Genomic DNA, 23,653 nt, shown 5'->3' on the forward strand with positions numbered 1-23,653 from the left:
GAACTAGTGGATGAAATAATTTTTTCCCACAAAAAAGAAGCTAGACACATTTCATCTAACTTCTTCCTCACCCTACTTATCTTCTAACCAATCCTCTACATGTTTTATAAATACATCTAAACAATCTATAAACGGTGAGTGTCCGCAATCCTCTAACACTTTCAACTCTGCATTCGGTAAATGTTTTGCTAATTCCTCACCGACTACTTGCGGTACGACATAATCTCTGTCACCTTGTATGACGAGTGTTGGAGCTTTAATATGATGAATTTTCTTATTTCCCTCTATAACCCCGTTATGTTCATCTGAAATATTAAATGTAATGAGCGCATAATTTACATCTACGAAATTACGCTGCGTTAACATATCATCTAAATACTTTTCATAACGATCCGGTTCCGGTTGATTATGTGTATATATTAATAAATTCCATACTGTACGGTAATATAATTTATTCATATTTTTTATCGCGTCTAGCACTGGAGCAATTTGTACTGGATCTTGTGCAACCTCTTCCTTCGTCTTTACTAAACTTGATACGATCGTCTGCCCGTTTATATCTTTTTTAAAAATTGGATATCCCTTCATGCCCACTGATTCTACTAAAATTAACTTTTCTACAAATGTTGGATGATTCGCTGTAAATTGCATCGCAACACCACCGCCCATTGACCAGCCCATTAATGAAAATTTCTCTAGCTTCAATTGATCGACAAATAGTTTTACATCTATTGCAAAGTCTTGTAATGAATCTATCGATTGATTATATGTTGATTGGCCAAATCCTCTTAAATCAAGAGCGTAAATATGGTATTGATTTTGCAGCTTTTCAATAACTAAATCCCAATGTTGTGACGACGTCATGTTCCCGTGAATGAGTACAAGAATTTCTGTATTTTGCCTTCCAACTTCCTGATACGCAATCGTTTCTCCGTTCGATAGTGAAACAAACTCCATTGTTGCAGGCTTAATCATCACAAGTTCCCCCATTCTTTTTAATAGAAAGAAAATTTTTTACTTAATTAAAGAATAGCATGCAGAATGTACGTTCGCAACATAAAACCTATGCGAAATTTTTACATAAATCAACATGTCTGTTACTAGACAATTATAATAAAAAAGTATATAGTTAGCTAGGTAACTAATTTGAAAGGATTAAAATACATGGACGAAAAACAACATTTTTTTCACATTGTCAGCCAGACTTCTCGCAAGTTTACGAAGAAATTTAATGAACGCGTATCTCCCACTGGGTTATTTAGTGCGCAATGGGCTGTAATTTTCCGCATCAATCAAACTGGTTCTTGTACACAAACAGAGTTATGCCAGTATTTAAATGTTGAATCACCAACGATGACTCGTACGTTAACACGTATGGAAACGATGGGATGGATTATTCGTACAGAAGGAAAAGATCGCCGTGAGAAGCTTATTTCTTTATCAGAAACAGCGATAAAAATGATTCCGGTATGGCAAGAAGAAGTTGATACTTTCGAAGAAAAGACGCTAGAAGGTATTAACGAAGAGGAGTTACATCAAGCATTTCAAGTGTTACAACAAATTATTAAAAATCTAGATTAAATTGGAGGGATGACGATGCAAAGTGAGAAACTTTGGACGAAGGATTTCCTCGGAACTTGTTTTAGTAGTCTATTTCTCTTTTTAACATTTTATATGCTTATGACTACTTTGCCTGTCTATGTAATAGACGGGCTAAAAGGAAAACCTGAGGAAATTGGTTTAGTTGCAACTGTTTTTCTTATTTCATCTGTTTTATGTCGACCATTTACAGGAAAATGGCTCGATGATTTAGGAAGAAAGAAAATATTATTTATTTCACTTTCTTTATTTTTAGCCGCTACTGTTATGTATTTCGGTGCGCAAAGTTTATTTTTATTACTTGCCCTTCGCTTCTTACACGGCATTGGCTTTGGTATGGCAACAACTGCAACGGGTACGATTGTCACAGATGTTGCGCCAGCTCATAGACGCGGCGAAGCACTTGCCTATTTCGGCGTATTCATGAGTCTGCCGATGGTAATTGGTCCTTTTTTAGGTTTAACAATTATTTCTCATTTTTCATTTACAGTATTATTTATCGTTTGTTCCGTATTTTCATTGCTTGCATTTTTATTAGGACTACTTGTAAATATTCCGCATGAAGCACCAGTAAAGAAACAAAAACAAGAAAAAATGAAATGGAAAGACTTACTTGAACCATCTTCTATTCCGATCGCTCTTACAGGATTTGTTTTAGCCTTTTCTTATAGTGGCATTTTATCCTTTATTCCTATTTATGCAAAAGAGCTCGGTTTAGCTGACATTGCAAGTTACTTCTTTATTTTATACGCACTTGTTGTTGTAATTTCTCGTCCATTTACAGGTAAGATTTTTGATCGCTTCGGTGAAAATGTACTTGTTTACCCTGCTATCATTATTTTCACAATTGGGATGTTCATTTTAAGCCAAGCACAAACTTCATTTTGGTTCCTTGGTGCAGGTATGTTAATCGGTTTAGGCTATGGAACATTAATTCCTAGTTTCCAAACGATTGCGATTTCTGCCGCTCCAAATCACCGACGTGGTTCTGCGACAGCTACATACTTCTCATTCTTTGATAGTGGTATTGGCTTTGGTTCTTTCATTTTAGGTATCGTCGCAGCGAAATCAAGTTACCATAATATGTATTTCATCGCAGCTATTATCGTTGCGTTCACTTTACTTCTCTATTATGGATTACACGGACGAAAACAAAAATTCAAGAAACAACATACAGACGGAAAAGTTTCCGCTTAACATGAATAAGGAAAGTAAACTTCCCCGTTTACTTTCCTTATTTTGTATTTCTTTCAATAGAAGCGTATACTTATAATAGAAATAAAAAAAGGAGGGACCCCTATGAATCTTAAAAAATCTCCCCTACTCTTACTCATAATCACATTTATATTTGTAATTACAGGGCTCGGTTTTACATACTTCAAGCATAATAAAACAATCCCATCGAAAAATAACGTGACGAAGAAAAATTGGTTAGATGATCCGTACTTACGCTGGTCGTATACACATATGAAAGAATTCACTTTAATTAACGAGGTGAAAAATAACCCGGATCAAGTTTTCCACTTCTCTACCGCATCGCAAAACTTAGACGATTTTGCTGTGGCGCGTAGATTTGGAAATACAACTCCTCTAAAAAACCTTTTAGACGATAACAAAACGGATGCTTTTGTCGTTGTACACAATGGACAACTTGTATATGAACGATATTTCAATGGCTATAACGAGAGCGAACCGCATGGCATGGCGTCATTAGCAAAGGTATTTACCGGAGCAATAATACAATCTCTCGCTGAAGAAAACCGTATTGACTTAGAAAAAACGGCTGACACATATATAAAAGAATTAAAAAATACACCGTTCGGAAAAGCGACACTGCAGCAATTAATGGACATGCAAGTTTCTGCACAGTACCCCACTCACGGATATGAACATCCAGCGTTAGAAAATCAAGATGCACAACTATATTTAGCGAGCAATATTTTACCTAGAGGTAAAAACTACGACGGGCCGATGAAAATTTATGATATGTTACGAGAAGCAGAAGAAACTGCACCGCCTGGTTCCGATTTTTCTTACGATAACGGATCAGCGGAAACACTCGCTTGGGTGATTCGAACGATCACAGGTAAATCATTAGCGGAAAATGTTAGCGAGCGCATATGGTCTCAAATTGGTATGGAAGAAAACGCGTATTACGTTACAGATGAAACGAAAGTAGAACAAGCAAGTGCTGGCTTAAATGCAACCGCTAGAGACATGGCTAGATTCGGGCAATTACTATTAAACAACGGGGACTATAACGGAAAACAAATTCTCCCTTCTTCTATTACTGAAGATATAAAAAATGTCCAAGAAGGTGAACTTGCAGTTGGCCCTGGCGCTTCCATTTCTTATCATAATCAATGGTGGATCCCGCACAATGAACAAGGTGCTTTTGAAGTGTTAGGTAGTTACGGACAAACACTTTACATCGATCCGAAAGCAAATATGGTCATTGTCCACTTCTCTTCTAACGCTACGCCAAGTAATGAAATACATTCTGTTTACTCCAATATGTATATTGATATTGCCCATCATTTAGAGAAGCTTCCACAGTAGTGGAAGCTTTTTCTTGCCAAGGTGTTTTATTTGAATCCATTCCCCCCATCATGGTTATTCATCCTTAAACTTTTTATTCGTAATCCAATAATACGTTACGAAGAGTGTCAATAAAATCCAAACTATAGCTAGTAATCCATTAATTATTGCATTTGAATTTACTGCCCCCGTGACTAACGTTTCCATTGCATGTTTACTCATACTGGCTGGATTAACCTGATCTACTATTGGAATCAAACCGACGATTATTCTACAACCTAAAAGAAAAGCAATTGAAATGAGTGCAATAATACCTTGACTGTGAAAAATAGCACTTATCATAGTTGTGAAAGATACGATAAAAAGAACCCAAATTAAATAAAATAGTAATCCAGTAATCATGTACGAAAACGGAACAACAGTAAAAAGATAGTTTGTATATAGATAAGAGGTAAAGTATCCAATCATTACACTAAGCGCTACTATTACATAATTTGATACTATTTTCCCAGCTATATACGAAGTAACCGTAACAGGTCTTGTTAAAATAAAGGCTAACATACCATTGGCTTTATCTGTTTGAATGGCACCCATCATAGAGATTACTAGAATCATAAGTCCGAGCTGATCAAACTGAGACCCCAAAGTACTCGCTAGTACTTCGCCTCCTTTTTGTGCTGTCATACTTGGATCAATGGTAATTCCCTGCCCTCCACCTAATGCTCCTAAAATGGATGGTAAGTAATGCGTTACTATTGGCTGTGTCGCTCCTAAAAATATAAAAACAATTGGTAGCCAAATGATCTTAAAATCACGTAACATTTGAACACATTCTTTTTTTATCAATATCATTGATTTATTCATTTTTGCACCACCAATTTCAAGAAAATTTCTTCTAACGTATCGTTGCTCATTTCAAATTTAACGATGTCCACTTTATGTTCGAGTGCATTTTGCAGTAACATATTTTTATTTATTTCAATACTCTCAACCTTCACTTTGACTTTAAGTCCTATCACCTCTACGTCCTTCACATAGGGCAAATTTTTTACAACGTCAATCCACTCTCGATCTTTAGCTGTAATTTCAATGATTAATTTATTTTCACTATTGCGGTGTAAAAGCTCAGTAATTGTTGTATCTTCTATCTTTGTTCCATCTTTAATCATGACAAATCGCTCACAGATCTCTTCTGCATCACTCAATATATGGGTTGATAATAAAATAGTCGTATCTTTTTTTATTTCTTCAATTAGATTTAATACTTCCCTTCTGCCTATTGGATCTAATGCAGATACCGGTTCATCCATGACAATAAGCGCTGGTTTATGCAATAATGCTTGTGCAATACCAAGTCTTTGTTTCATTCCCCCAGAAAAGGTACTCACCTTTGAACCTTCTTCTCCACTTAATCCAACTTTCTCCAAAATTTCTGGTATCGACTTTGACAACACTTCTTTTTTCATCCCTGAAAGTTGCCCCATAAACATAAGGGTTTCTCGCGCCGTCATCCAATGAAAAAAATTAGGGTATTGCGGTAAGTAGCCAATTTCCCTTTTCATTTTTGATATTTTTATCCCATTCAATAAGACTTCGCCAACATCTGGATTCATAATATCCGAAATTACTTTTATTAATGTGGATTTCCCTGCTCCATTTGGTCCGATTAACCCTACACATTCCCCTGATTGCAGTTCCATCGAGAAAGTATTGACAGCAATTTTTCCTTTAAATGATTTTGTTACATTTTTAATCTCTAATTTCATAATTTCTCACCGTCCTTTCTCCCTATAACAAAGTACAGAATAGGTCCCAATACGTTAACAAAAAGAATAATTAGCGTCCATACAAGGACATTTTTTCTTGTATTTCTATGTCGGTATAAATCAATTAACGCAATAGAAACTAAAAGTGCTCCCACTGCAATAACCGGCAATATGATTGGGAGAAACGCCATAATATCCATGTCTTTAAGATCATTCCATCCATAATGTAGTTGCATTTTTATCATTCCTTCCTAAACTCATTATCATTATTGATAATAATAATGATAAATCAAGAGCAGATGTATTGCAAACATTATTCTCATTATTTATAATGAGAATAAATAATGAATAAGGTGATATAGTGAGTAATAAAGTTGAAATCTTAATGCATCCAGTAAGAATGAAGATTTGCCAAGTATTAATGAGAAATAAGGAAGATGGACTAACACCATTAGAAATGGTAAAAATCATTAAAAATGTGCCACAAGCAACACTATATAGACAGCTACAAACTATGGTTGATTCTGGTATCGTCCATGTAATTAAAGAAAAAAAGGTGAAATCTGTTTCTGAAAAATATTACGCAATCAATGAAGAAGATGCAAAAATTGAAGGAAGTGAGTGGAAAGGATTGTCTGATGATGAAAAGTTAAACTACATTTCTTATTATCAGTTATCACTTATGACACAATATCAAAGTTACCTTAAGAAATTAGAGGAACAAAACAATCAAGAAGATAGTGCTACTTTTTCTGTTGTGGACTTAAAGCTCGATGAAGAACACTTTATGAGCTTTCAAAACGAACTTAACGAATTAATGAATAAATACTACCATACCCAAAATAAAGGTGACGAAAAAGAGACCCCTGTTCGGACCGTCGCTATTACAATTATTCCAGAAACGTGAACTAACTCAATATACATAATACAAGCCGATGCTTCCTTACCATAGGAATCATCGGCTGTCTTCATTTCAGAAATTGTTTTGACTTCTAATCTATGGCTAGCGAAAAACTGAGTTAGAAATTCGAATGCGCTTAAAGATCCTGTCTTTCTTATATTAAATGAACTCTTTTCTTTCTTTTCTCATATTCGTCTCATACCATCCACACTCCCTCCAAACACTTTTTAAAAAGAAGCATGGGTAAACTAATAAATATAAATTAGGAATCCACCAAGAAATATCGAAATCTAAACGGATTGTCCAAAATGCTAGAGCTTGTAATCCTGAACAAAAAGTTAAAATTAATGATAAGAACGCAAAGTGGCTCCAAATTACAAAGCTGAATAATCATCGTTGGAGCTGCTTACTTCTGCTAAAAAGACACCCTTATACGAGTGTCTTTTCTACTCTCTTTAAAGAATTTATATCAACCTCATAAGTATTCCCATATGGTCTAAGTGATGGAATCTCTTCCTTTGGCCCATAAAATAATAGTTTCAAATCATCATCTTTATACTGAACTACGAAGAAGTCATCAAATTGGTCAAATGTGTTTTGATTTATCGTGATAAACCCTTTTTCTTGGGCAGTTGTTTTAACACTTATTCTTCTCCCTTCTTTGATAACATCATATCCATGCTGATTCGTCACTTTGGATAGCTCACCATTCGTGTAAAGGACACAAAAAAATTCACCTAGACGACCTATAAGATGCCTTAATTCAGTCGCCTTTCAACCAAGAACATTCATTTCAAATCGTAACATTTCAAAGTATGCCTCATATAACTTTTTGATTTGTGAGATTCCTATTTTATCCTTATCCTTATCCTTATAAAAAAGGAGTTTACCATTATCCCACTCACCTACAATAGATTCACAATCTGCCCCTTTAGGTTTATGAAAAACTAATCCTGTATAAGGATAATTTCCACCTACATATCTATAAGTTTTTTTATTTATATATATGAACAAATTTTTATTAAACACTCTCCCTTTGTTATAACGGTTATAGCAATAATCAGCAGGATTAATACTCCCAGGTTTCGTATTAAATTTTGTTATTAATCTGTCCTTTATCTCTGCAAACGTTACAGTATCGCCTATTCTCTCTTTAAGAGCCTCTATAAATTGCTCATAAATAGTCAATGTAATCCTCTCCTCATGCTTATCAATATTTTTAGCCATAGTACAACCTTTACTCTATAATTTGACTCGATTGTAGAATAACGTAATCGATGTTTTTATTTTTATATAACCATCTATATAAATTTTACATTTAATCACTTAAATTTCATAGCCTAATAGAGTAAAATATAAATTGGAGAATTTTATTAAAGGCTCAAAATAAAGATATTACTCCATTAAGAGCTCTTTTTATTTAGGAAACGCGTCTTTTTTGTATTAGCTTTTTAAATAAGGTAAACGTGAAGAAGCTTTATAAAAAAACAGGACAATAATATTATCGAAGGAGTTTAAGCTTTGCATGTATGACTATTTGGTTAAGCAATCGATATGTTGTGCTGAAACGTCAATATATAAAAAAGGATCTCTCTTGATAAAGAGAGATCCTTTTTTTTACTTCTTCTTCTTTTCTGTCGGTTGGCTTTGTTTAGCGAAATTAGATGAATCATCGAAATTCGGTTGTTTTTTACCAGCATTATTACTTCTACCTTTTCCCATATGTAATGCACCTCCTCTCGTCCTTACTATTCCCAATAAAAAAATCCTCTTGCATTCAAGAGGATTTTTTGTTGTGCTATTATTAATAATGCCCAACTGTTACCGCAGTACTTCCAACACGGTCCTATCCTAACTTTTAACCATGGTGTTGATCGTGGCCATCAAGCCTATGATTATCTATCCGTCTTGGCGTTTTCCTTTAAACATACCCTAGTCTTCGATTGCTTGATAGGCCGTAGTCCAGAAGTCTTGGATAAGATGCGATGGGGCCGGAGTGGACATCCCAACCTGGGTGAACAGAATTCCAATAAACTGTTTATCTGGATCAGCGTAAGCTGAAGTACCGGTTCCCCCATCCCAGCCGAATTGACCAATAGACGCGTAGTCTCCAAGATAGGTACGCACCGCCATCCCAAAGCCCCAGCCACCTTGGATCCCTTGTCCGAACGACAAATGGACGTTATTTTTGGCCAAATCGTCTCGGTATACTTGTTGTTCCGGAGTAAGACGGTTGGTGGTCATCAGCTGGACTGCGGGCCTAGACAGGATCCGTTTAGTACCGTGCATCCCTTTATTCAAAAGCATCTGCAAATACGCGTGATAATCGTCGACGGTTCCAAGCAGTCCACCACCGCCTGCTTGGAATGCTGGAGGTTTGCTATAACGTCCACCCGCCCCCTCATCCCACACGATGAATTCACCTGTCTGCGGATTGGGGTTGAAGGCTGGTGGAAGCCGATCAATCTTGAGCTGAGGTACGTAGAATCCAGTGTCCTTCATTCCTAGCGGATCGAATATGTGTTCGTGCAAGAACGACTCGAACGTCTGACCCGTGACCCTGGCAACAAGAACGCCGATTACTTCTATACTGATATGATACTGCCACCGCTCTCCGGGCTGATAGCTTAGCGGAAGTCCACCTAGGCGACGCATAAACTCATCTGGATCGGGCATATCCTGCCCTGGCGTGTCGAATATCCCACTCTCGAAGAACGCGTTCATGATTGGAGAGCCCATCAACGTGAGATCCACTCCGAGCCCGAATGTGGAGGTCAACAAGTCTCGTACAGTGATAGGACGCCGGGCTGGGACGGTCTCTTCTAGCGGGCCATCGGGCTGTTTCAATACTTGCCGGTCGGCGAGTTCCGGTAGCCATTTGTCTACTGGGTCGTCTAAATGCAGTTTGCACTCATCGAGCAGAACCATTACTGGTGAAACTGCGATTGGCTTGCTAGTGGACGCCAATCGAAAAATCGTGTCCCGACGCATTGGTGCACCACCATCATGCCTCATTGTTCCAAGCGCTTCGACATGCGTCTCGCCGTTTCGGCTGACTAAGGCGACGAGCCCAGGAATCTTTCCAGAATCGACATGCCGCGCCAATATATTGCGCATTTTGCGCAATCCTGTTTCAGAAAAGCCCTTATTGTTTTGTCCCATTTTGTTCTCCTTTAGTTTAGATTGAGATTTCTAATACATATTGACAATCAATTATTAGTTCTTCAAATAGAAAAATTCCCCTTTTTAATAATTTCGACAAAATGCTTTTATATACATGGAGACACCATGCATCACTATCAACCTAAGATAGGCTACATTTATGGGGATTTAATACAGGGGAATGCAATCATTAATAACATTGATACAGCCATAAAAAAATACGATTACAAGATTTGCGAATTGATTATGATACATCTAAAAACACCGATATTCTTTCAAACAAATAAAAAAGCGCCCTATAAACAGGGCGCTTTACTCCAACCTAATGACTAATAGTAGCAGTTGGGTATAATGTTGTTCCTCCAATTGAAACCTTTATTTCATTTGTTAATGGAACATTTTGTTCATTAATAATTGTTCTCCACCATTCCCATGCAAGACCTGTACATTCTCTTGCTACAATTTTTATATTTTTTGAATTTGGTGGAAGAGGGATAACTGTAGAGTAATGAGCCGTTTTGTCTTTGCCACTACCTTCCCATGTTTTATGTGTTAGTACTTCTTTCCCATTTTGATCAAATGTGAATTCATCCCAAGATACATCAAATTGAGCAACGTAAGCACCGTAATGATCAAGTGTCATTTTAGCACTTGAATATTCTGTAGTTGTCGTCTCGATATAATCTGTATTGTTATGAACAGCAGCTGTTGCATTATCTTTTAAGAAAGTGCTTGTATATGAAATTGGGTATGCTGGATTTTTAAAACTTAATTCAGCATTATCTTTAATGATGTTTCGGATTTCATTGAAATCTTTTGTAACAACCTTGTTATGCTCTTTCGCATCTCCGCCTAATACGACAGCCGTAAAGGTACTTTCTTCAAAAATATCTTTGTACTGTCCACTCGTTTCGACGCTGTTATTCTTAAGTAACGCTTTAAAAGCAGCTTGTACATCTTTACTCTTAGATGTTGTTTCTAATTTTACATAAACCGTTCTACCATAAGCTACATTTGAAACCATAACAGGTGGAGCTGAATTACTTACTCCTTTACGAGTTAACTCATCAAAAGTAACACTATTATCAAACAGATCGGATGGATTGTTAGGTAGCTCAGCACTTACGGTATAGAATATTTGCTTATATGCCGCTACCATCACTTTTTTCTCTCCATTTGCAACCGCATTAAAATCAATGTTTAGACTGTTATCAAGATATTTAGCATTAACATTAAGAGCACTTGCGATTTGTGATTTACTATAAACCATAGATTCTGTATACTGCATTCTTGCGGGTAACGTATGTGTTGTGGAATACTTTTCATTCCAAGTAGATACTAAATCGTCTACTGCTCCAGCCACATTACCATATGTCGGATTTTGGACAGTGATTGTATTTTCTTTTCTCATGCCAGGTAAGTCTATACTAATATTTAAAGGCTTTCTCTTAGCCACTAATAAACTCGGTTGATTGTCTGCAAATGCTTTATTGGCAAGTTGTACAGCTCCTGGATACGTGCGATTCACTACAGAATCAATAATCGAAATATCGACTGGTGACGTTGTAAGTGATTTTTTCTCGCGTTCCACTACTACAAATTTACCATTTGAATTGATACTTTCTTTCGGAACAAAACTCTCTACTTTATCACCATTTACAGCTAAAACCTCTTGATTATTATATTTAAGATTTGCTATGCCAGTATCAATGCTACTAGCATTTTTGCTTACATCGGTTGCATTACCGATTTGTGTTTCTGCAAAAGAAATAGATGAATAATTAAGAGTGCATAGACTAACTAATAAACATGCAAGGAACTTTCTTTTTCTATTTTTTTTCTTAATGTTCAGAAAAATCACCCCGTTCTTTTTTAGTAAGATATAATAATGATTGATACATGATAGCTAACTAATAAACTTACATAAACGCTTTTAAAAGTTCTTGAACTAACGGAATTACTCCACCTAAAAATTTTAAAAATGCCATTGCGATTTCCATATTACTTCCTCCTCTTTGCTGTATTAAGATGTGTTGTATATTTATGCTTTCATTATAATAAGCTTTTACATTTGCAGCAATTCATTTTTATATGCAATATTTCATATTGAGGAAAAGCAACTTTTTCTGTCAGGGTGATGGTGGTACTATTCTTATTGACAATATTTCAATCTCTATAAAAATATCAGAATTTTCTAATTATAAAAGGTTATGAACGAAACAACCTCGAATAATTGTAATAAATATACATAAGGAGGTTGATCTATTTTGTTTCGTTCTTTTACAAATGGTTGCGTCGCCTTAGTGCAACGTTTCTTGCCAGAGCCGTTTATTTTATCATGTTTATTAACTGTTTTTGTAATCTTCTTCGGCATGTTTGCAACTCATCAAACACCGGTGGAAATGATCACTCATTGGGGTGATGGAATTTGGGGGCTGCTCGCCTTTTCTATGCAAATGGCACTTGTACTCGTGACAGGATCTGCTTTAGCAAACGCACCTCTTATTAAAAAAGGATTAACAAAAGCGGCAAAACTACCAAAAACGAATGGACAAGGTATTATTGCCATTTCAATCGTAAGTTTACTAGGGGCATACATAAACTGGGGATTTGGTATTGTTGTATCTGTTTTATATGCAAAAGAAGTTGCACGGCAGCTGGAAGGATTAGATTATAGACTAGCCATTGCCTCTTCTTACTCTGGATTTCTCATTTGGCATGCGGGGCTTTCTGCTTCTATTCCTCTTACGTTAGCAACAGGCGGCGAAACGTTAATTAAAACGACAGCTGGCAGTATTAAAGAAGCGATCCCAATAACAGAAACGTTATTCTCACCATACGCACTTGTACCAGTTATTATTTTTCTCGTTACAATGCCTCTCATTAATAAAGCGATGCATCCGGATGAAAAACATACAATTACGGTAGACCCTAGCGTATTCCATGAAGAAGCTGCTGCCCAAGAAGTAGGAAACAATACGTTCGCTGAAAAAATGGAAAATAGCATCATTATTACACTTTGCGTTGGATTGTTAGGTCTCATTTATATTTTCAATTACTTTTATACGAAAGGCTTTAATCTTACACTCGATATCGTGATTTTTATGTTATTAATTGCTGGACTTATTTTCCATCGCACTCCGATTCAATATATTCGCGCCTTTTCAGATTCTACGAAAAGTGCTTCTGGCATTTTACTTCAATTTCCGTTTTATGCTGGAATTATGGGAATGATGATTGGAGCAAATAGTGAAGGACTTTCACTTGGAGGGGCTATTTCGAATTTCTTTATTAGTATTTCAAACGAAACGACTTTCCCGCTCTTTACTTTTTTAAGTGCTGGCATCGTTAATATTTTCGTTCCATCTGGTGGCGGTCAATGGGCTGTGCAAGCACCAATTATGATTCCAGCTGGCGCTGAACTTGGTGTACCTGCTGCAAAAACAGCAATGGCAATTGCGTGGGGCGATGCTTGGACGAATTTAATTCAACCTTTCTGGGCATTACCGGCATTAGCAATAGCTGGTTTAGGTGCTCGTGATATTATGGGATTTTGCGTTGTTAACTTACTATATGCAGGTTTTATCATTAGTCTATGTTTCTTATTTATCTAAACGAAAAGCTAGTTTTATACTAGCTTTTTTACATAATAAATTATTTATTTCCCATGCAATTTATCACGATCTTCCACTCTATCTCCGTAAGATGTAGTGCCTCAAATGCAAAAAAGTCTTCACATACTTTTTCGATTAGATGTGGATTTTTCTTAAGGAAATTCCACTGTAACGCTTTAGGACGAAAATGTATTTCATATTCCTTACTTCCCCGTACTACTTCATCAACTTCTCTTTCACAAATTCCCCTTATTAAATAATCATTTCTTAACTCTATTTGAATTTGCTGAAATGTTTTGCTACATTCCTTCAATTGAAGTAGACATGTAATATACTTTCGCAAAAGTTCGTTATCGTACCCACAACATTTTATAATACGATTGATTTCATTCATAATGTACGAGCCTTTTCTTCAATTTGTAATAACCACTTTTCCCGCTTCTCTCGTTTACTCGTTTTCACAGATTGAAAAACTGACCGTTTTATATCGCGAATTCCGCAAAAACGTAAAACACCTCTCTTCATCATAATCCAATCTGCTGATCGATATAATAGTGCGACGTACCATAACGGTGAGTCTAATGTATTAATTACCCACGCCTTCTTACCTTTCAATAATCCTTTCGGCAGGGCACCTTCATATTTATAAGCAAATCCAGCAACGAAAATACGATCAATAAATCCTTTTAAAATTGCAGGCATCCCCCACCACCATACTGGATATATAAAGAGAAGCGTATCTGCTTCTTCTACTAACGTTCTGTACCGAGCTGTTTCTTCTTCATTTACTAAATCACGTCTTTTCTTCTCCTCATTAAATACAAGGACTGGATCAAATTGTTCTTTATATAAATCAAGTACCGTAACTGAATGATCTGTTTCTTGTAAACCTTTTTGCACATGCTTTAAAATCGCTGCGTTAAAACTGGAAGGACTAGGATGAGCGTATACAATCAGTACATTCACTACAAAACAACTCCCTCTATAAGTTAAAGTTTCCCCTTCTTTAACATTCTCTCTACAATTTGCACGTTTTTCGAACTTTGTAATAAACGATTTAATACGGTAAGTAACTCTTTCTTGTCTAAATCTTTCAGTTTCTCTTTTACCGTACTCTCACCAGTGCCTTGAATATCATAAACAACTGCCGCCATATGTTTACAATAGTTTTCATATGGACATTCGCAGCTACTTTCCGAAAAATCCTCCAGTTCAATCACTACTTCATAATTCCCTGCATTACCAGTTACAAACGCAAATACTCTATTATTATGTATTTCAAGATCTTCTACATGTCCTTCTTCATAATATTCATAACCTCTATCAATAATGTGTTTCGGAATATAGCTATATAACTCTTTTAATAAATAAGCGTACATAAAAACACCTCTTCCTTTAATTCCCTTTTGACTTCTAGAGCCCCTGCATGTTATTCTAATAACTGTCAAATAGCAAGTCTATATGACAAAACAACTGACACCTATTCGGCGAAGGTGTCTCTTTTCATTTGCAGCCGATATGAAGTGCCTCTTTCAGGCACATTCAATCTTTGACACTACACACTCAACACCATTCCCTGTATCAGGCTGCTTAAGCAGTCTTTTACTCTACATACTTCAAAAAAAAGAGAGCTTAGCTCCCTTTTCCCGCCTTATAAAATACCCCTTTTTCCGTATAGAGATATTCATCAGCTAATGTAATTTTCCCATCCAGTTTCAGTTCATCTAATAGTCTTGATAAATAAAATTGATGTAACATCTTTTTCGTGAATTTTCCTTCATGATGCGAAACGATATGTTCTTGAATATCTAACAATGATATTGGCTTATCTTGCTCTATCATATATTCATAAACTGTACTACGCAGTTTTACGTATTTTTCGAGTGTCACAGTACTTCGCAACCCCTTTCTTCTTAATATAAATTTTTCGTAATCGGTTTTTTTGCAATAAAAAAACCTCTCCGATAAGAAGAAGTTACGTATATATCTTCGTCTTATCTCCCAGAACAAATTTGTTCTGCTGGAATTAGCACCTGCATCGCGGTTGCTGGGTTTCATCGGGCCAGTCCCTCCACCTCTCTGGATAAGAAAATATTCACTTAATTCTTACTATACGTAATTTCATTTTAATTGTCAAACAAATATAACAAATAATATTTTCACCTTTACTGTTCATACTATACATATATGAATATGCAAGGAGGATTATGAAATGCACGAAAATGCTCGCGGATATGTACAAGATTCATTTCAATCATTACAAGAAGCAAAACATTGTTTAGAAGCAGCGCTACAAACTGTTGAAAAAGATTTTAATCGCGCACGTATTGAACAATCCCTTTATGCGATCGAACAAGCTATTCAACGCTGTGATTACACCGTTCACATTTTAGAACAAGATTGAAAAAACTTCCCATCATAAGGTGGGAAGTTTTTTCAAATGGCATACTTCATAATTATTACCGTTATAATTAAAAAATATACAGAATTAACAATTTCTAAAACCCCTACTTTTATAATAGAAATCTTTTTACCGTACAACATAATTGCTCGAATGACACTCGGTATAAAAATAAGGGAGCACCACGGATTGATAGCAAATACGATGATTGTTAATAGAATATGGTAACCCCATGATATAAGGCGATACTTCGGATTATTTTTCTCACGTATCATCGTTTTCACATAAAATGTACTTCCTAAAAAATATAAAAATGAAATAAGCGCAATAAATAATGCAGTTTTATCTATCAGTTTCATTGAAAAATAATAACTAACTAAACCACCTATACAGAAAACAATAATTGCACTAACGTCATTTAATAATGCTCTTTCATTTTTTTGACGAGCGTAATACATATTTACTATAAATAATGGGATCATTATTGCTACGAATAAAAGAATGCACCATTCATATAATAGAGAAATCATCCCAAATACGAAAGCGATCATAAAATATACTATTGCAGCGTGTAAAAACTCTTTTTTTCGTCTTTGCTTTATGTACGTAAGAAATGGATACGTAGCTAAATAGATAAAGAACCAAGCTAAAAACAACGGAATATGATACATAGTAGGTTTCCCAAGTATGACACTTAATAGAAATGGTATAACGAGCATGGCCCATGCACCGTGTTGCTTCGGAATAACTAACTTCATTAACTATACACCTCCTCTTCGAAAACATTTCTCACCTACTATTATACAAATAATCTTATATAATAAAGGAAGTATATTGGATCAATTTTTTGACAATAAAAAATGCTCCTTACAATATGTAAGAAGCATGAAAGAGGCAAACGAATATGTAAGTCGCGACCCTACCTTATATGAGTATGCTTTTCTATGCCATGTTATGCTTATCTAATATGCCATATTTCTTTTTAAATCTCGTAAGAATCGTAATCCAAGACGTACTAAATAGTAGTAAGAAAATAACATTCGAAATGGCATGACTCAAATCGAAATAAAAACTTGCGATATAATACGAAACGATAGCTTCCCACGTTGCCTCACGTATAAACCCGAGAAGCCCCCATAAGTTCATAATCCAGCCAAATAAAAATCCAACAAATAATCCGTATAGAAGTCTTCCCCATAGCTTTTTCATTAAAAATGTATTACGTAATAATCCAGCTATAAAACCAATCATCCCCCACGAAAACATTTGCCACGGCGTCCACGGGCCTTGTCCTAAAAAAATGTTAGATACGATGGCCGCTGTTGCCCCGATCATAAAACCAGTTTCACTCCCAAACACAATTGCAGAAACGATAATGACAAAAGAAGTCGGTTGTACACTTGGTAAAAGAGAAAATGGTACGCGGCTAACTGCTGCAATTGCTGCTAACACAGCAACGAGCACAATTTCACGTGAAACAAACGCCTTTCTTTCAAAGCGAATATAAAACGGTAACATAATAACAACCAATAAAAACAAACTACTTAACATGTAATAACCATCCATGATAAGCGTCGTAAAGAGTAATGTACCTATTATTACTGCAAAAATGCATATTATGAATGCAACATATCGTTTGGACACGCTTCGTACACATCCTCCCACGTTAATGCATATGGCAATTCTTTTCGAATGAATCGATTGATAGATGTTGTATAAAAGAAGTTTCCACTAAAAAATTCTTTCGGTGCATCGTTCATAATGACTGCTCCGTCAAATAACATCATACATTGATCAACGTACTTCGCTGCAAACTCAATATCATGCGTTGCCATTACAATTGTTGTACCTTCTTTTTGCAACTTCCTAAATAGCTCTCCTACTCGTTCTTTTTTCCATGGATCTAATCCCTTTGTCGGTTCGTCGAGTAATAATAAAGTCGGCTTTGATAGTAACGTAGTACATAATGCTAGTAGTTGTTGCTCTCCTCCGCTACAATCATGCGGGTGGCGTTCTTTAAGCGAATATAACCAAAACTGTTTTAGCATATCTTCTGCTATTTCTTTTCCTCGTTCTCCGTATAATTCACGTGCACGTTCATACACCTCATCCCACACTGTATCAAATGTAAAATGATAATATGGATGCTGCGATACATACCCAATACTTTTAAAGCGTTCTTTCGAATCAATTTTATGTATCACTTTCCCATTCCACTTTACTTTCCCTCTTCTCGCTTTTTGTAATCCAGCTAAAAGCGTTAACAGTGTAGACTTCCCTGTACCATTTTTTCCAACGAGAGCTGCCCATTTTCCTTTTTCAATCGATACGGTTAAATCTCGTAAAATATGCGGACTATTTTTTTCATATTGGAACGAAATATGCTCTGCACTTAAAATGACTTCTCGCTTTTCACCTTGTACTATTGGCTTATTTACATATGATATCGCTGAAAAATCATTGATTTTCATTTGTGCTTCTCGCACTGTAAACGGAATATCTTTCGCGTTCCACTCTAAAAACAATCTTGGAATTTGCGGAATAAATGGACGGAATTTTTCTACTTCCCACATGTTTGCTATAACTGTTTTAGGATTTCCATCATACACGATTTGACCATTATTCATACAAATAACACGCGTAGCAAGTGGTATCACTTCATCTAAACGATGTTCACTTAAAACGATCGTAATGCCAAGTTCTTCGTTAATACGCTTTAACAATCCTAAAAACTCTTTTGCCGCAATTGGATCTAACTGCGCCGTCGGTTCATCTAATAATAATAATTTTGGCTGCATAACTAGTACCGCAGCTAAATTGACAAGCTGCTTTTGCCCACCAGATAACGTATGAACAGATTGGTGCAATAAATTTTGAAATCCTAAGAAGTTAATAAGCTCTGCTATTCGTTTTTGAATAATATGTGATGGTAATCCAACATTCTCTAAAGAAAATGCTAATTCTTGAATGACCGTATCCATAACGAGCTGATTTTCTGGATTTTGAAATACCATGCCAATTTCTTGAGCAGATAATAAATCCGGTACATTTTCTAATAAAGTACCATCATAATATGTATCCCCGGTAAGCTTACCGATTGGAAGTAATTCCTTTTTAAAATGTTTTAATAATGTCGTCTTGCCGGAGCCTGATCCGCCGGCAAGTACAATAAACTCTCCTTTTTGAATAGAAAGAGAAATATGCTGTAACGCATATTCGTTTTCATCAGTATATACAAATGATAAATTGTTTATTTCTGCATGCGCCACCATAGCCACTCCCTTCCTTCCATTATAATTGGTAGACTAATAAACATCGTAAGTACGATAAACATCGCTCCATCGTATTGCTGAAATAGAATAGATTCAACTCTCGGATAAATGATTAACTTTCCTCCTCCATACGTACTACATATAATAGCAATGATAAGTAGAATACTTAAATAACTGAGCGTATACCAATCTCGCCTTTCCATTCTATACCGAATATATGTCGTACGCTTCGTTACACCAAATCCACGCGCTTGCATAGAATCTGCTGTTTGCAGTGCATCTTCTAACGAACAAATTAATAATACTTGCAGCAATTGCATACCATTTTTCACCCGTTCCACTATGGAACCTGCATCTACTTGTACACCTTTTGTCTTTTGGACGAGTGTTATTTTCTGTAATCGCCTCATAAACAAAGGAACAAACCTCACCGTAATCATCGTTAACAATGCTACTTTCGGTGAAATTCTAGAAAACAAATATAAAAATTTATGACTTGAAATAATATCATTATACGAAGCAAACGTAAACATAACCGCAACTAGTAATAACCCCATTACTACTCCAAACATGATCGCCTCAAGCTTAATACGGCTATCACCTAACCAAAATAATGTAGTTCGACCTCTATGCGTTAATAACGAATTAAATAAAATGACCATCAAAAAGAAAACGATTGTGCTCGGTAACATCTTTCTAATCTTTTCGCTATTCCCTTGCATCACATTGATTATAACAATTAATAGTATTGCTCCAATTAAAAAAAGAGGATGAAGACACATCATACATAGTATCATCACCCCGATATAATAGAAAAAATTCACAAAAGGATGTAAAGAAGAAAAACTTATTTTCATAGTCCTTTACCGAATGCCTTTCTTATTTTAATACAAACACCCACTCGATTGTATCGCCTGGTTTTACTGTAACTACACCCGCACTATAGTTTGGAAACGCACCGTTCACACGATATTTCCATCCACTTGTAGCGGTAACATCTTTTTCATATAAATCATTAATCCCTTTTACATAAATATCACCTTTAGATCCACTCGCATCCACATCTAATCCTGTACGCTGCAATACTTTATAAACTGTATCGCCTTCTTGTACATCAACCTTTTTTGCTCCTAATAAATATCCTTCATTACCTTTTACTGAAATCGTAACTTGTTTTGCTTTAGGTACTGGTACTGGATCTGGTTTTGATGGTTCTGGCTTTGGAACAGTTGGAGTCGGTATCGTTTTCTCCTCTTTATTCGGATCAACCTTCTGCTCCTGCTTCGGTGTTTCTTTCGGCTGATTCACAACCTTCGCTTCTTCTTGTGCTTTCGGTTGTTGTTGCTGTTGTGGTTTCTCTTCTTGTGCTTTTTGCTGTTCTGGTTGCTTAGTAGCAGGCTGTTCCTGCGGTTTTTCTTCCTTCTTTACTTCCGGTTGTGCCTGTGGCTTTTCTTCTTTCGGCTTCTCTTCTACTTTTTGTTCTTGTTTCTCTTTCTGTTCGTCTTGCTTATTTTGCTCTTGTTCAGCTTGTTTTTCCTCCGGCTTTTCTTCCGGTTTCGCTTCATCTTTTTTCTCTTCTTGTTTTGCTACCTCTTCTTGCTTTGGTTCTACTTTTTTCTCAGGCTTTACAGCTGCCTCTTCACATCCGGCAAGTAGCCCAAGTGAAAGCATTAAAGAAATAAACCACTTCATCTTACTCATGTTGTCTCTCACCTTTCATATTAAAAATTAGGAGCAAATAATTGCTCCTAATTTTTGTTAAGCTGCTTTACGTCTCCATAATACATATGCAGAAGCAATACATAATACACCCATACCTACTTCTGTAGCTGCACTATGAGAAGATGCTCCTGTTTTTGGTAACGTGCTACCATTTCCGGATTTTTTGCTTTTAACTGGTTCGTTATCAACAACAACTTTTAGAGTGTCATCTTTCGTTTCTTGTTGTACTTGTTTTTGTTCTTCTGATTGTTCAGTAACTTCTTTTTCTACTACAACATTTTCTGGATCTACATTTGGTTTCGTATCGATTTCAGGAACAGATACATTTGACCAGTCATAAATCGATTTCCCAAGATCTTTAAACTGAAGTAAAGCTAATAATGCTTGCTCTGTAGCCATTCCGCTACCATTTTGATCACTTGGTAACCATTTAAATTCACCATTTGGAAGTTGGTATGACAGTAGATTTTGCACTGCCTTATGTAGACGGTTTTGATCTACATCTTTCACAAGTGATAATCCAATAATTGCTTGCGCAACACTATTAGAGTTTTCTTGTCCATCAGCAGAAAAACCACCATTGTCTAACTGTTCTTTATATAAATAAGCAACAGCTTTTTCTACAGCTGGCTTCACATCTGGTCGATCTTGATAAGGAGCTAATGCTGATAAAACCATACCTGTTACATCAACGCTACTAGCACTGTCTTTACTACTTGCGCTATCGTAAGTCCAGCCACCATCTGTATGCTGTGCGTTTAATAGCGCATCTACTAAAGCAACTCGATTCCATTTTGAATTCACTGGCACTTCATATTTCTTCGTATCAAATGCAAGTAAAGCAAATGTATAACCTGTCACAGAATTTACTTTATCTGATTCGTACAATTTTTGAACTAAATTATGTTCGCCAACCTTTGTAGGATCTGCTTGCATTGCATTCATCATAATAATCGTTCTAGCTAAATCTGTCGCTGAAAAACGGTTAATGCGCTTTTCTACTTTTTCAGTTGCAGACTTAATATAATTTAATTTCGCCTCAATTGGAACATTCTTTCCAGAACGAGAAAGGCCTAAAGCTACCCAATCACTTTCAATTCCATCTTGTAACATCTTTTCAGATGTCTTAGAGATTGCGTCATTTACTTGCGCTTCCGGAATTTGAATGTTCTCTTGCTTTGGTTGTTCTGGTTTTTCTTGTTTTGGATCATCTGTTTTTGGTTGTTCTGGTTTTTCTTGTTTCGGATCATCTGTTTTTGGTTCTTCTGGTTTTTCTTGTTTTGGATCATCCGTTTTTGGTTCTTCTGGTTTTTCTTGTTTTGGATCATCTGTCTTTGGTTCTTCTACAGTTTTACAAGTACCAAATTTATCTAATGTTTGCTGTAATGTTTCCTGGCTCATATTGCTCCAGTCTGAAACAAAGCGGAAAACAACAACATCACCAGAGTCTAATTTATAACTATCTGCCCCAACTTGTGCAGATGTATCATTTACATCGTACGTCCAACCACTTGTAGCCCCGGCCATTAAACCGTCGATGCCTTTTACATATGTTCCAAACGACATTGTTTCAGATTCTACTTTGTCCCCCATGACCTTTTGCAACAAACTTAAAGCTGTTTCCCCATCTTTAATTTGCTCTTCTTTTGGACATAACATAATGCCCTTTTGTGATTCCCCAATAATTGCAAGTTTTGCTGTATTTCCTTCAGCAAACGTAATATGTACTGTATTCGCAAAAGAAACAAATACGAGTGTAACTGCCATTAACGACGTAAGCAGCCATTTTTTCAACATTGCCATCCCAAAATTTCCTCCCTTACTACTATTTACACAAAAAAAGGCCCTTCAAGGGCGTGCAATTGACACTCTTTTTTTGTAAGTGTCGAACAAACTGCGCAACACCTCCGACCCGCATCATTCGCGGCTATATTTGTATAGGAAAAATAATTTTGTTTATGAACGTATCATTGTGATAACATTCACTTTTCTAGGCAAAACTGACTTCCATTCAATTTATCGTAAAACGATAAACCTATACATTCTGTTAATTATAAATTTCTGTATTATTTTACTATTGACAAAGAATTTTGTCCATGCTTTATCGGATTTATTTTCTAAGAATAGTAACTTACTAACCTTTAACGATGCAAACTCTTTTCACTAATAATGACGCCATCTTCATCCGCATATACATATTCATTCGGCTTCCATTCTACTTGTCCAAATTGCAATGAAATATTCCGCTCTCCTTTTCCTTCTTTTACACTTCTATTTGGCATCGTCCCTAACGCTAAAATACCAATATTAATATTCTTTAGTTCACTAGAATCACGAACATATCCATTTACAATAATCCCTGCCAGCTTTCTTTCCTCCGCAATAGTTGCCAAATTATCGCCCAGTAACGCACAATTTGTAGACGCGCCGCCATCAACAACTAATACCGTTCCTTCTGGCAATGTTTGCAATCCTTCTTTCACTAGTACATTATCATCCTTCACTTTCACCGTTGCAATTTTCCCGTAAAATTGTTCTTTCTTCCCAAAAGATCGAAAAGACTGGCGACATATTTGTAATTCCTTTTCAAACTCATCACATAGGTCCGTAGTTTTCCACATCTTTTCCCCTCTTTTCCTTATTCTTTCTATATAACATATTCTTGGATTCTTTTCGTT

Annotated in this window: 23 protein-coding genes, 2 pseudogenes and 1 riboswitch; of the genes and pseudogenes, 6 read left to right on the top strand and 19 right to left on the bottom strand. The window is 36.0% G+C overall.

Annotated features, from left to right (window positions below):
• Positions 1–72: 72 nt before the first annotated feature.
• Positions 73–990 (bottom strand): intracellular short-chain-length polyhydroxyalkanoate depolymerase, encoded by a 918-nt coding sequence (gene phaZ, locus AC3WVA_RS25155; protein WP_492322254.1) that lies wholly within the window; start codon positions 988–990, stop codon positions 73–75.
• Positions 991–1,164: 174 nt separating this feature from the next.
• Here phaZ and AC3WVA_RS25160 point away from each other — a divergent pair, with 174 nt between their 5' ends.
• The 3 genes from AC3WVA_RS25160 (at position 1,165) to AC3WVA_RS25170 (ending at position 4,158) form a co-directional block, all read left to right on the top strand.
• On the top strand, positions 1,165–1,581 hold the full coding sequence (locus tag AC3WVA_RS25160) for a MarR family winged helix-turn-helix transcriptional regulator (protein ID WP_141539692.1): 417 nt from the start codon (positions 1,165–1,167) through the stop codon (positions 1,579–1,581).
• A 15-nt stretch (positions 1,582–1,596) separates the two neighbouring features.
• A complete protein-coding gene (locus AC3WVA_RS25165) occupies positions 1,597–2,796 on the top strand; it encodes an MFS transporter (RefSeq protein WP_048525207.1) in 1,200 nt (399 codons plus the stop codon).
• A gap of 102 nt (positions 2,797–2,898) precedes the next feature.
• Positions 2,899–4,158 (top strand): serine hydrolase domain-containing protein, encoded by a 1,260-nt coding sequence (locus AC3WVA_RS25170; RefSeq protein ID WP_098881588.1) that lies wholly within the window; start codon positions 2,899–2,901, stop codon positions 4,156–4,158.
• A gap of 54 nt (positions 4,159–4,212) precedes the next feature.
• Here the strand turns inward: AC3WVA_RS25170 and AC3WVA_RS25175 are convergent, their stop codons facing one another.
• The 3 genes from AC3WVA_RS25175 to AC3WVA_RS25185 are packed head-to-tail and all read right to left on the bottom strand — an operon-like array spanning position 4,213 to position 6,139.
• Positions 4,213–5,001: an ABC transporter permease gene (locus tag AC3WVA_RS25175; protein ID WP_098345574.1), complete on the bottom strand. Its 789-nt coding sequence runs from the start codon at positions 4,999–5,001 to the stop codon at positions 4,213–4,215.
• Positions 4,998–5,903 carry an ABC transporter ATP-binding protein gene (locus AC3WVA_RS25180; RefSeq protein ID WP_098345573.1) on the bottom strand — a complete coding sequence of 302 codons (906 nt, stop codon included), beginning with the start codon at positions 5,901–5,903 and terminating at the stop codon, positions 4,998–5,000. Before AC3WVA_RS25180 ends, AC3WVA_RS25175 begins: the two co-directional genes overlap by 4 nt.
• Positions 5,900–6,139, bottom strand: a complete 240-nt coding sequence (locus AC3WVA_RS25185; protein WP_098345572.1) for a PLD nuclease N-terminal domain-containing protein — start codon at positions 6,137–6,139, stop codon at positions 5,900–5,902. Before AC3WVA_RS25185 ends, AC3WVA_RS25180 begins: the two co-directional genes overlap by 4 nt.
• 125 nt (positions 6,140–6,264) lie before the next feature.
• On the opposite strand from AC3WVA_RS25185, the gene AC3WVA_RS25190 reads away from it, so the two are divergent.
• Complete coding sequence (locus AC3WVA_RS25190; RefSeq protein ID WP_000066848.1) at positions 6,265–6,810, top strand: transcriptional regulator; 546 nt, start codon at positions 6,265–6,267, stop codon at positions 6,808–6,810.
• A gap of 153 nt (positions 6,811–6,963) precedes the next feature.
• Here AC3WVA_RS25190 and AC3WVA_RS25195 read toward each other — a convergent pair.
• From AC3WVA_RS25195 to alo, 4 genes and pseudogenes are all read right to left on the bottom strand, one after another.
• Positions 6,964–7,176: pseudogene (locus AC3WVA_RS25195) on the bottom strand (DUF5360 family protein); the annotation flags it as partial.
• Between the two features lie 57 nt (positions 7,177–7,233).
• A pseudogene (locus AC3WVA_RS25200) lies at positions 7,234–7,992 on the bottom strand (DUF7225 domain-containing protein).
• 744 nt (positions 7,993–8,736) lie between these two features.
• Entirely contained in the window at positions 8,737–9,966 is a 1,230-nt protein-coding gene (locus AC3WVA_RS25205; RefSeq protein ID WP_098881586.1) for a serine hydrolase domain-containing protein, read from the bottom strand.
• A 322-nt stretch (positions 9,967–10,288) separates the two neighbouring features.
• A complete protein-coding gene (gene alo, locus AC3WVA_RS25210) occupies positions 10,289–11,827 on the bottom strand; it encodes an anthrolysin O/cereolysin O family cholesterol-dependent cytolysin Alo (RefSeq protein ID WP_098881585.1) in 1,539 nt (512 codons plus the stop codon).
• A 406-nt stretch (positions 11,828–12,233) separates the two neighbouring features.
• Between alo and AC3WVA_RS25215 the strand changes: the two genes are divergently transcribed.
• The gene (locus tag AC3WVA_RS25215) at positions 12,234–13,580 is read left to right on the top strand and encodes a short-chain fatty acid transporter (protein ID WP_098521491.1); all 1,347 of its coding nucleotides are present in this window, start codon (positions 12,234–12,236) and stop codon (positions 13,578–13,580) included.
• 40 nt (positions 13,581–13,620) lie between these two features.
• On the opposite strand, the gene AC3WVA_RS25220 is transcribed toward AC3WVA_RS25215, so the two are convergent.
• The 4 genes from AC3WVA_RS25220 to AC3WVA_RS25235 form a co-directional block, all read right to left on the bottom strand.
• Positions 13,621–13,974 carry a group-specific protein gene (locus AC3WVA_RS25220; protein ID WP_098345564.1) on the bottom strand — a complete coding sequence of 118 codons (354 nt, stop codon included), beginning with the start codon at positions 13,972–13,974 and terminating at the stop codon, positions 13,621–13,623.
• Positions 13,971–14,546 (bottom strand): NAD(P)H-dependent oxidoreductase, encoded by a 576-nt coding sequence (locus AC3WVA_RS25225; protein WP_071758736.1) that lies wholly within the window; start codon positions 14,544–14,546, stop codon positions 13,971–13,973. Before AC3WVA_RS25225 ends, AC3WVA_RS25220 begins: the two co-directional genes overlap by 4 nt.
• A 23-nt stretch (positions 14,547–14,569) precedes the next feature.
• Positions 14,570–14,959 carry an SWIM zinc finger family protein gene (locus AC3WVA_RS25230; RefSeq protein WP_098881584.1) on the bottom strand — a complete coding sequence of 130 codons (390 nt, stop codon included), beginning with the start codon at positions 14,957–14,959 and terminating at the stop codon, positions 14,570–14,572.
• A gap of 253 nt (positions 14,960–15,212) precedes the next feature.
• Positions 15,213–15,470: a hypothetical protein gene (locus tag AC3WVA_RS25235; protein WP_000171477.1), complete on the bottom strand. Its 258-nt coding sequence runs from the start codon at positions 15,468–15,470 to the stop codon at positions 15,213–15,215.
• Between the two features lie 101 nt (positions 15,471–15,571).
• A riboswitch (SAM riboswitch) is annotated at positions 15,572–15,670 on the bottom strand.
• A 122-nt stretch (positions 15,671–15,792) separates the two neighbouring features.
• Between AC3WVA_RS25235 and AC3WVA_RS25240 the strand changes: the two genes are divergently transcribed.
• Positions 15,793–15,984, top strand: coding sequence for a hypothetical protein (locus AC3WVA_RS25240; RefSeq protein ID WP_000544998.1), 192 nt, complete (start codon positions 15,793–15,795; stop codon positions 15,982–15,984).
• A gap of 32 nt (positions 15,985–16,016) precedes the next feature.
• Here the strand turns inward: AC3WVA_RS25240 and AC3WVA_RS25245 are convergent, their stop codons facing one another.
• The 7 genes from AC3WVA_RS25245 to rraA form a co-directional block, all read right to left on the bottom strand.
• A complete protein-coding gene (locus tag AC3WVA_RS25245) occupies positions 16,017–16,739 on the bottom strand; it encodes a YwiC-like family protein (protein ID WP_098881583.1) in 723 nt (240 codons plus the stop codon).
• A gap of 184 nt (positions 16,740–16,923) precedes the next feature.
• Positions 16,924–17,625 (bottom strand): ECF transporter S component, encoded by a 702-nt coding sequence (locus tag AC3WVA_RS25250; protein ID WP_098668464.1) that lies wholly within the window; start codon positions 17,623–17,625, stop codon positions 16,924–16,926.
• Positions 17,598–19,253 carry an ABC transporter ATP-binding protein gene (locus AC3WVA_RS25255; protein ID WP_098345561.1) on the bottom strand — a complete coding sequence of 552 codons (1,656 nt, stop codon included), beginning with the start codon at positions 19,251–19,253 and terminating at the stop codon, positions 17,598–17,600. The genes AC3WVA_RS25250 and AC3WVA_RS25255 overlap by 28 nt, the downstream gene beginning before the upstream one ends.
• The gene (locus AC3WVA_RS25260; protein WP_098881581.1) at positions 19,232–20,110 is read right to left on the bottom strand and encodes an energy-coupling factor transporter transmembrane component T; all 879 of its coding nucleotides are present in this window, start codon (positions 20,108–20,110) and stop codon (positions 19,232–19,234) included. The genes AC3WVA_RS25255 and AC3WVA_RS25260 overlap by 22 nt, the downstream gene beginning before the upstream one ends.
• 22 nt (positions 20,111–20,132) lie before the next feature.
• Positions 20,133–20,954: a DUF4430 domain-containing protein gene (locus AC3WVA_RS25265; protein ID WP_098345559.1), complete on the bottom strand. Its 822-nt coding sequence runs from the start codon at positions 20,952–20,954 to the stop codon at positions 20,133–20,135.
• A 57-nt stretch (positions 20,955–21,011) separates the two neighbouring features.
• Positions 21,012–22,778: a DUF4430 domain-containing protein gene (locus tag AC3WVA_RS25270; RefSeq protein ID WP_098881580.1), complete on the bottom strand. Its 1,767-nt coding sequence runs from the start codon at positions 22,776–22,778 to the stop codon at positions 21,012–21,014.
• A gap of 338 nt (positions 22,779–23,116) precedes the next feature.
• Complete coding sequence (gene rraA, locus AC3WVA_RS25275; RefSeq protein ID WP_098521483.1) at positions 23,117–23,596, bottom strand: ribonuclease E activity regulator RraA; 480 nt, start codon at positions 23,594–23,596, stop codon at positions 23,117–23,119.
• Between the last annotated feature and the right edge of the window lie 57 nt (positions 23,597–23,653).

The organism is Bacillus sp. EB106-04-02-XG92 (genome assembly GCF_058791995.1).

Bases quoted from the DNA above. Each gene is read 5' to 3' on its own strand.
- AC3WVA_RS25230 (WP_098881584.1), bottom strand. From the start codon at position 14,959: ATGTACGCTTATTTATTAAAAGAGTTATATAGCTATATTCCGAAACAC.
- phaZ (WP_492322254.1), bottom strand. From the start codon at position 990: ATGGGGGAACTTGTGATGATTAAGCCTGCAACAATGGAGTTTGTTTCA.
- AC3WVA_RS25205 (WP_098881586.1), bottom strand. From the start codon at position 9,966: ATGGGACAAAACAATAAGGGCTTTTCTGAAACAGGATTGCGCAAAATG.
- AC3WVA_RS25160 (WP_141539692.1), top strand. From the start codon at position 1,165: ATGGACGAAAAACAACATTTTTTTCACATTGTCAGCCAGACTTCTCGC.
- AC3WVA_RS25165 (WP_048525207.1), top strand. From the start codon at position 1,597: ATGCAAAGTGAGAAACTTTGGACGAAGGATTTCCTCGGAACTTGTTTT.
- AC3WVA_RS25175 (WP_098345574.1), bottom strand. From the start codon at position 5,001: ATGAATAAATCAATGATATTGATAAAAAAAGAATGTGTTCAAATGTTA.
- AC3WVA_RS25220 (WP_098345564.1), bottom strand. From the start codon at position 13,974: ATGAATGAAATCAATCGTATTATAAAATGTTGTGGGTACGATAACGAA.
- AC3WVA_RS25265 (WP_098345559.1), bottom strand. From the start codon at position 20,954: ATGAGTAAGATGAAGTGGTTTATTTCTTTAATGCTTTCACTTGGGCTA.
- AC3WVA_RS25255 (WP_098345561.1), bottom strand. From the start codon at position 19,253: ATGGTGGCGCATGCAGAAATAAACAATTTATCATTTGTATATACTGAT.
- AC3WVA_RS25240 (WP_000544998.1), top strand. From the start codon at position 15,793: ATGCACGAAAATGCTCGCGGATATGTACAAGATTCATTTCAATCATTA.
- AC3WVA_RS25180 (WP_098345573.1), bottom strand. From the start codon at position 5,903: ATGAAATTAGAGATTAAAAATGTAACAAAATCATTTAAAGGAAAAATT.
- AC3WVA_RS25185 (WP_098345572.1), bottom strand. From the start codon at position 6,139: ATGCAACTACATTATGGATGGAATGATCTTAAAGACATGGATATTATG.
- AC3WVA_RS25170 (WP_098881588.1), top strand. From the start codon at position 2,899: ATGAATCTTAAAAAATCTCCCCTACTCTTACTCATAATCACATTTATA.
- AC3WVA_RS25260 (WP_098881581.1), bottom strand. From the start codon at position 20,110: ATGAAAATAAGTTTTTCTTCTTTACATCCTTTTGTGAATTTTTTCTAT.
- AC3WVA_RS25270 (WP_098881580.1), bottom strand. From the start codon at position 22,778: ATGGCAATGTTGAAAAAATGGCTGCTTACGTCGTTAATGGCAGTTACA.
- rraA (WP_098521483.1), bottom strand. From the start codon at position 23,596: ATGTGGAAAACTACGGACCTATGTGATGAGTTTGAAAAGGAATTACAA.
- AC3WVA_RS25245 (WP_098881583.1), bottom strand. From the start codon at position 16,739: ATGAAGTTAGTTATTCCGAAGCAACACGGTGCATGGGCCATGCTCGTT.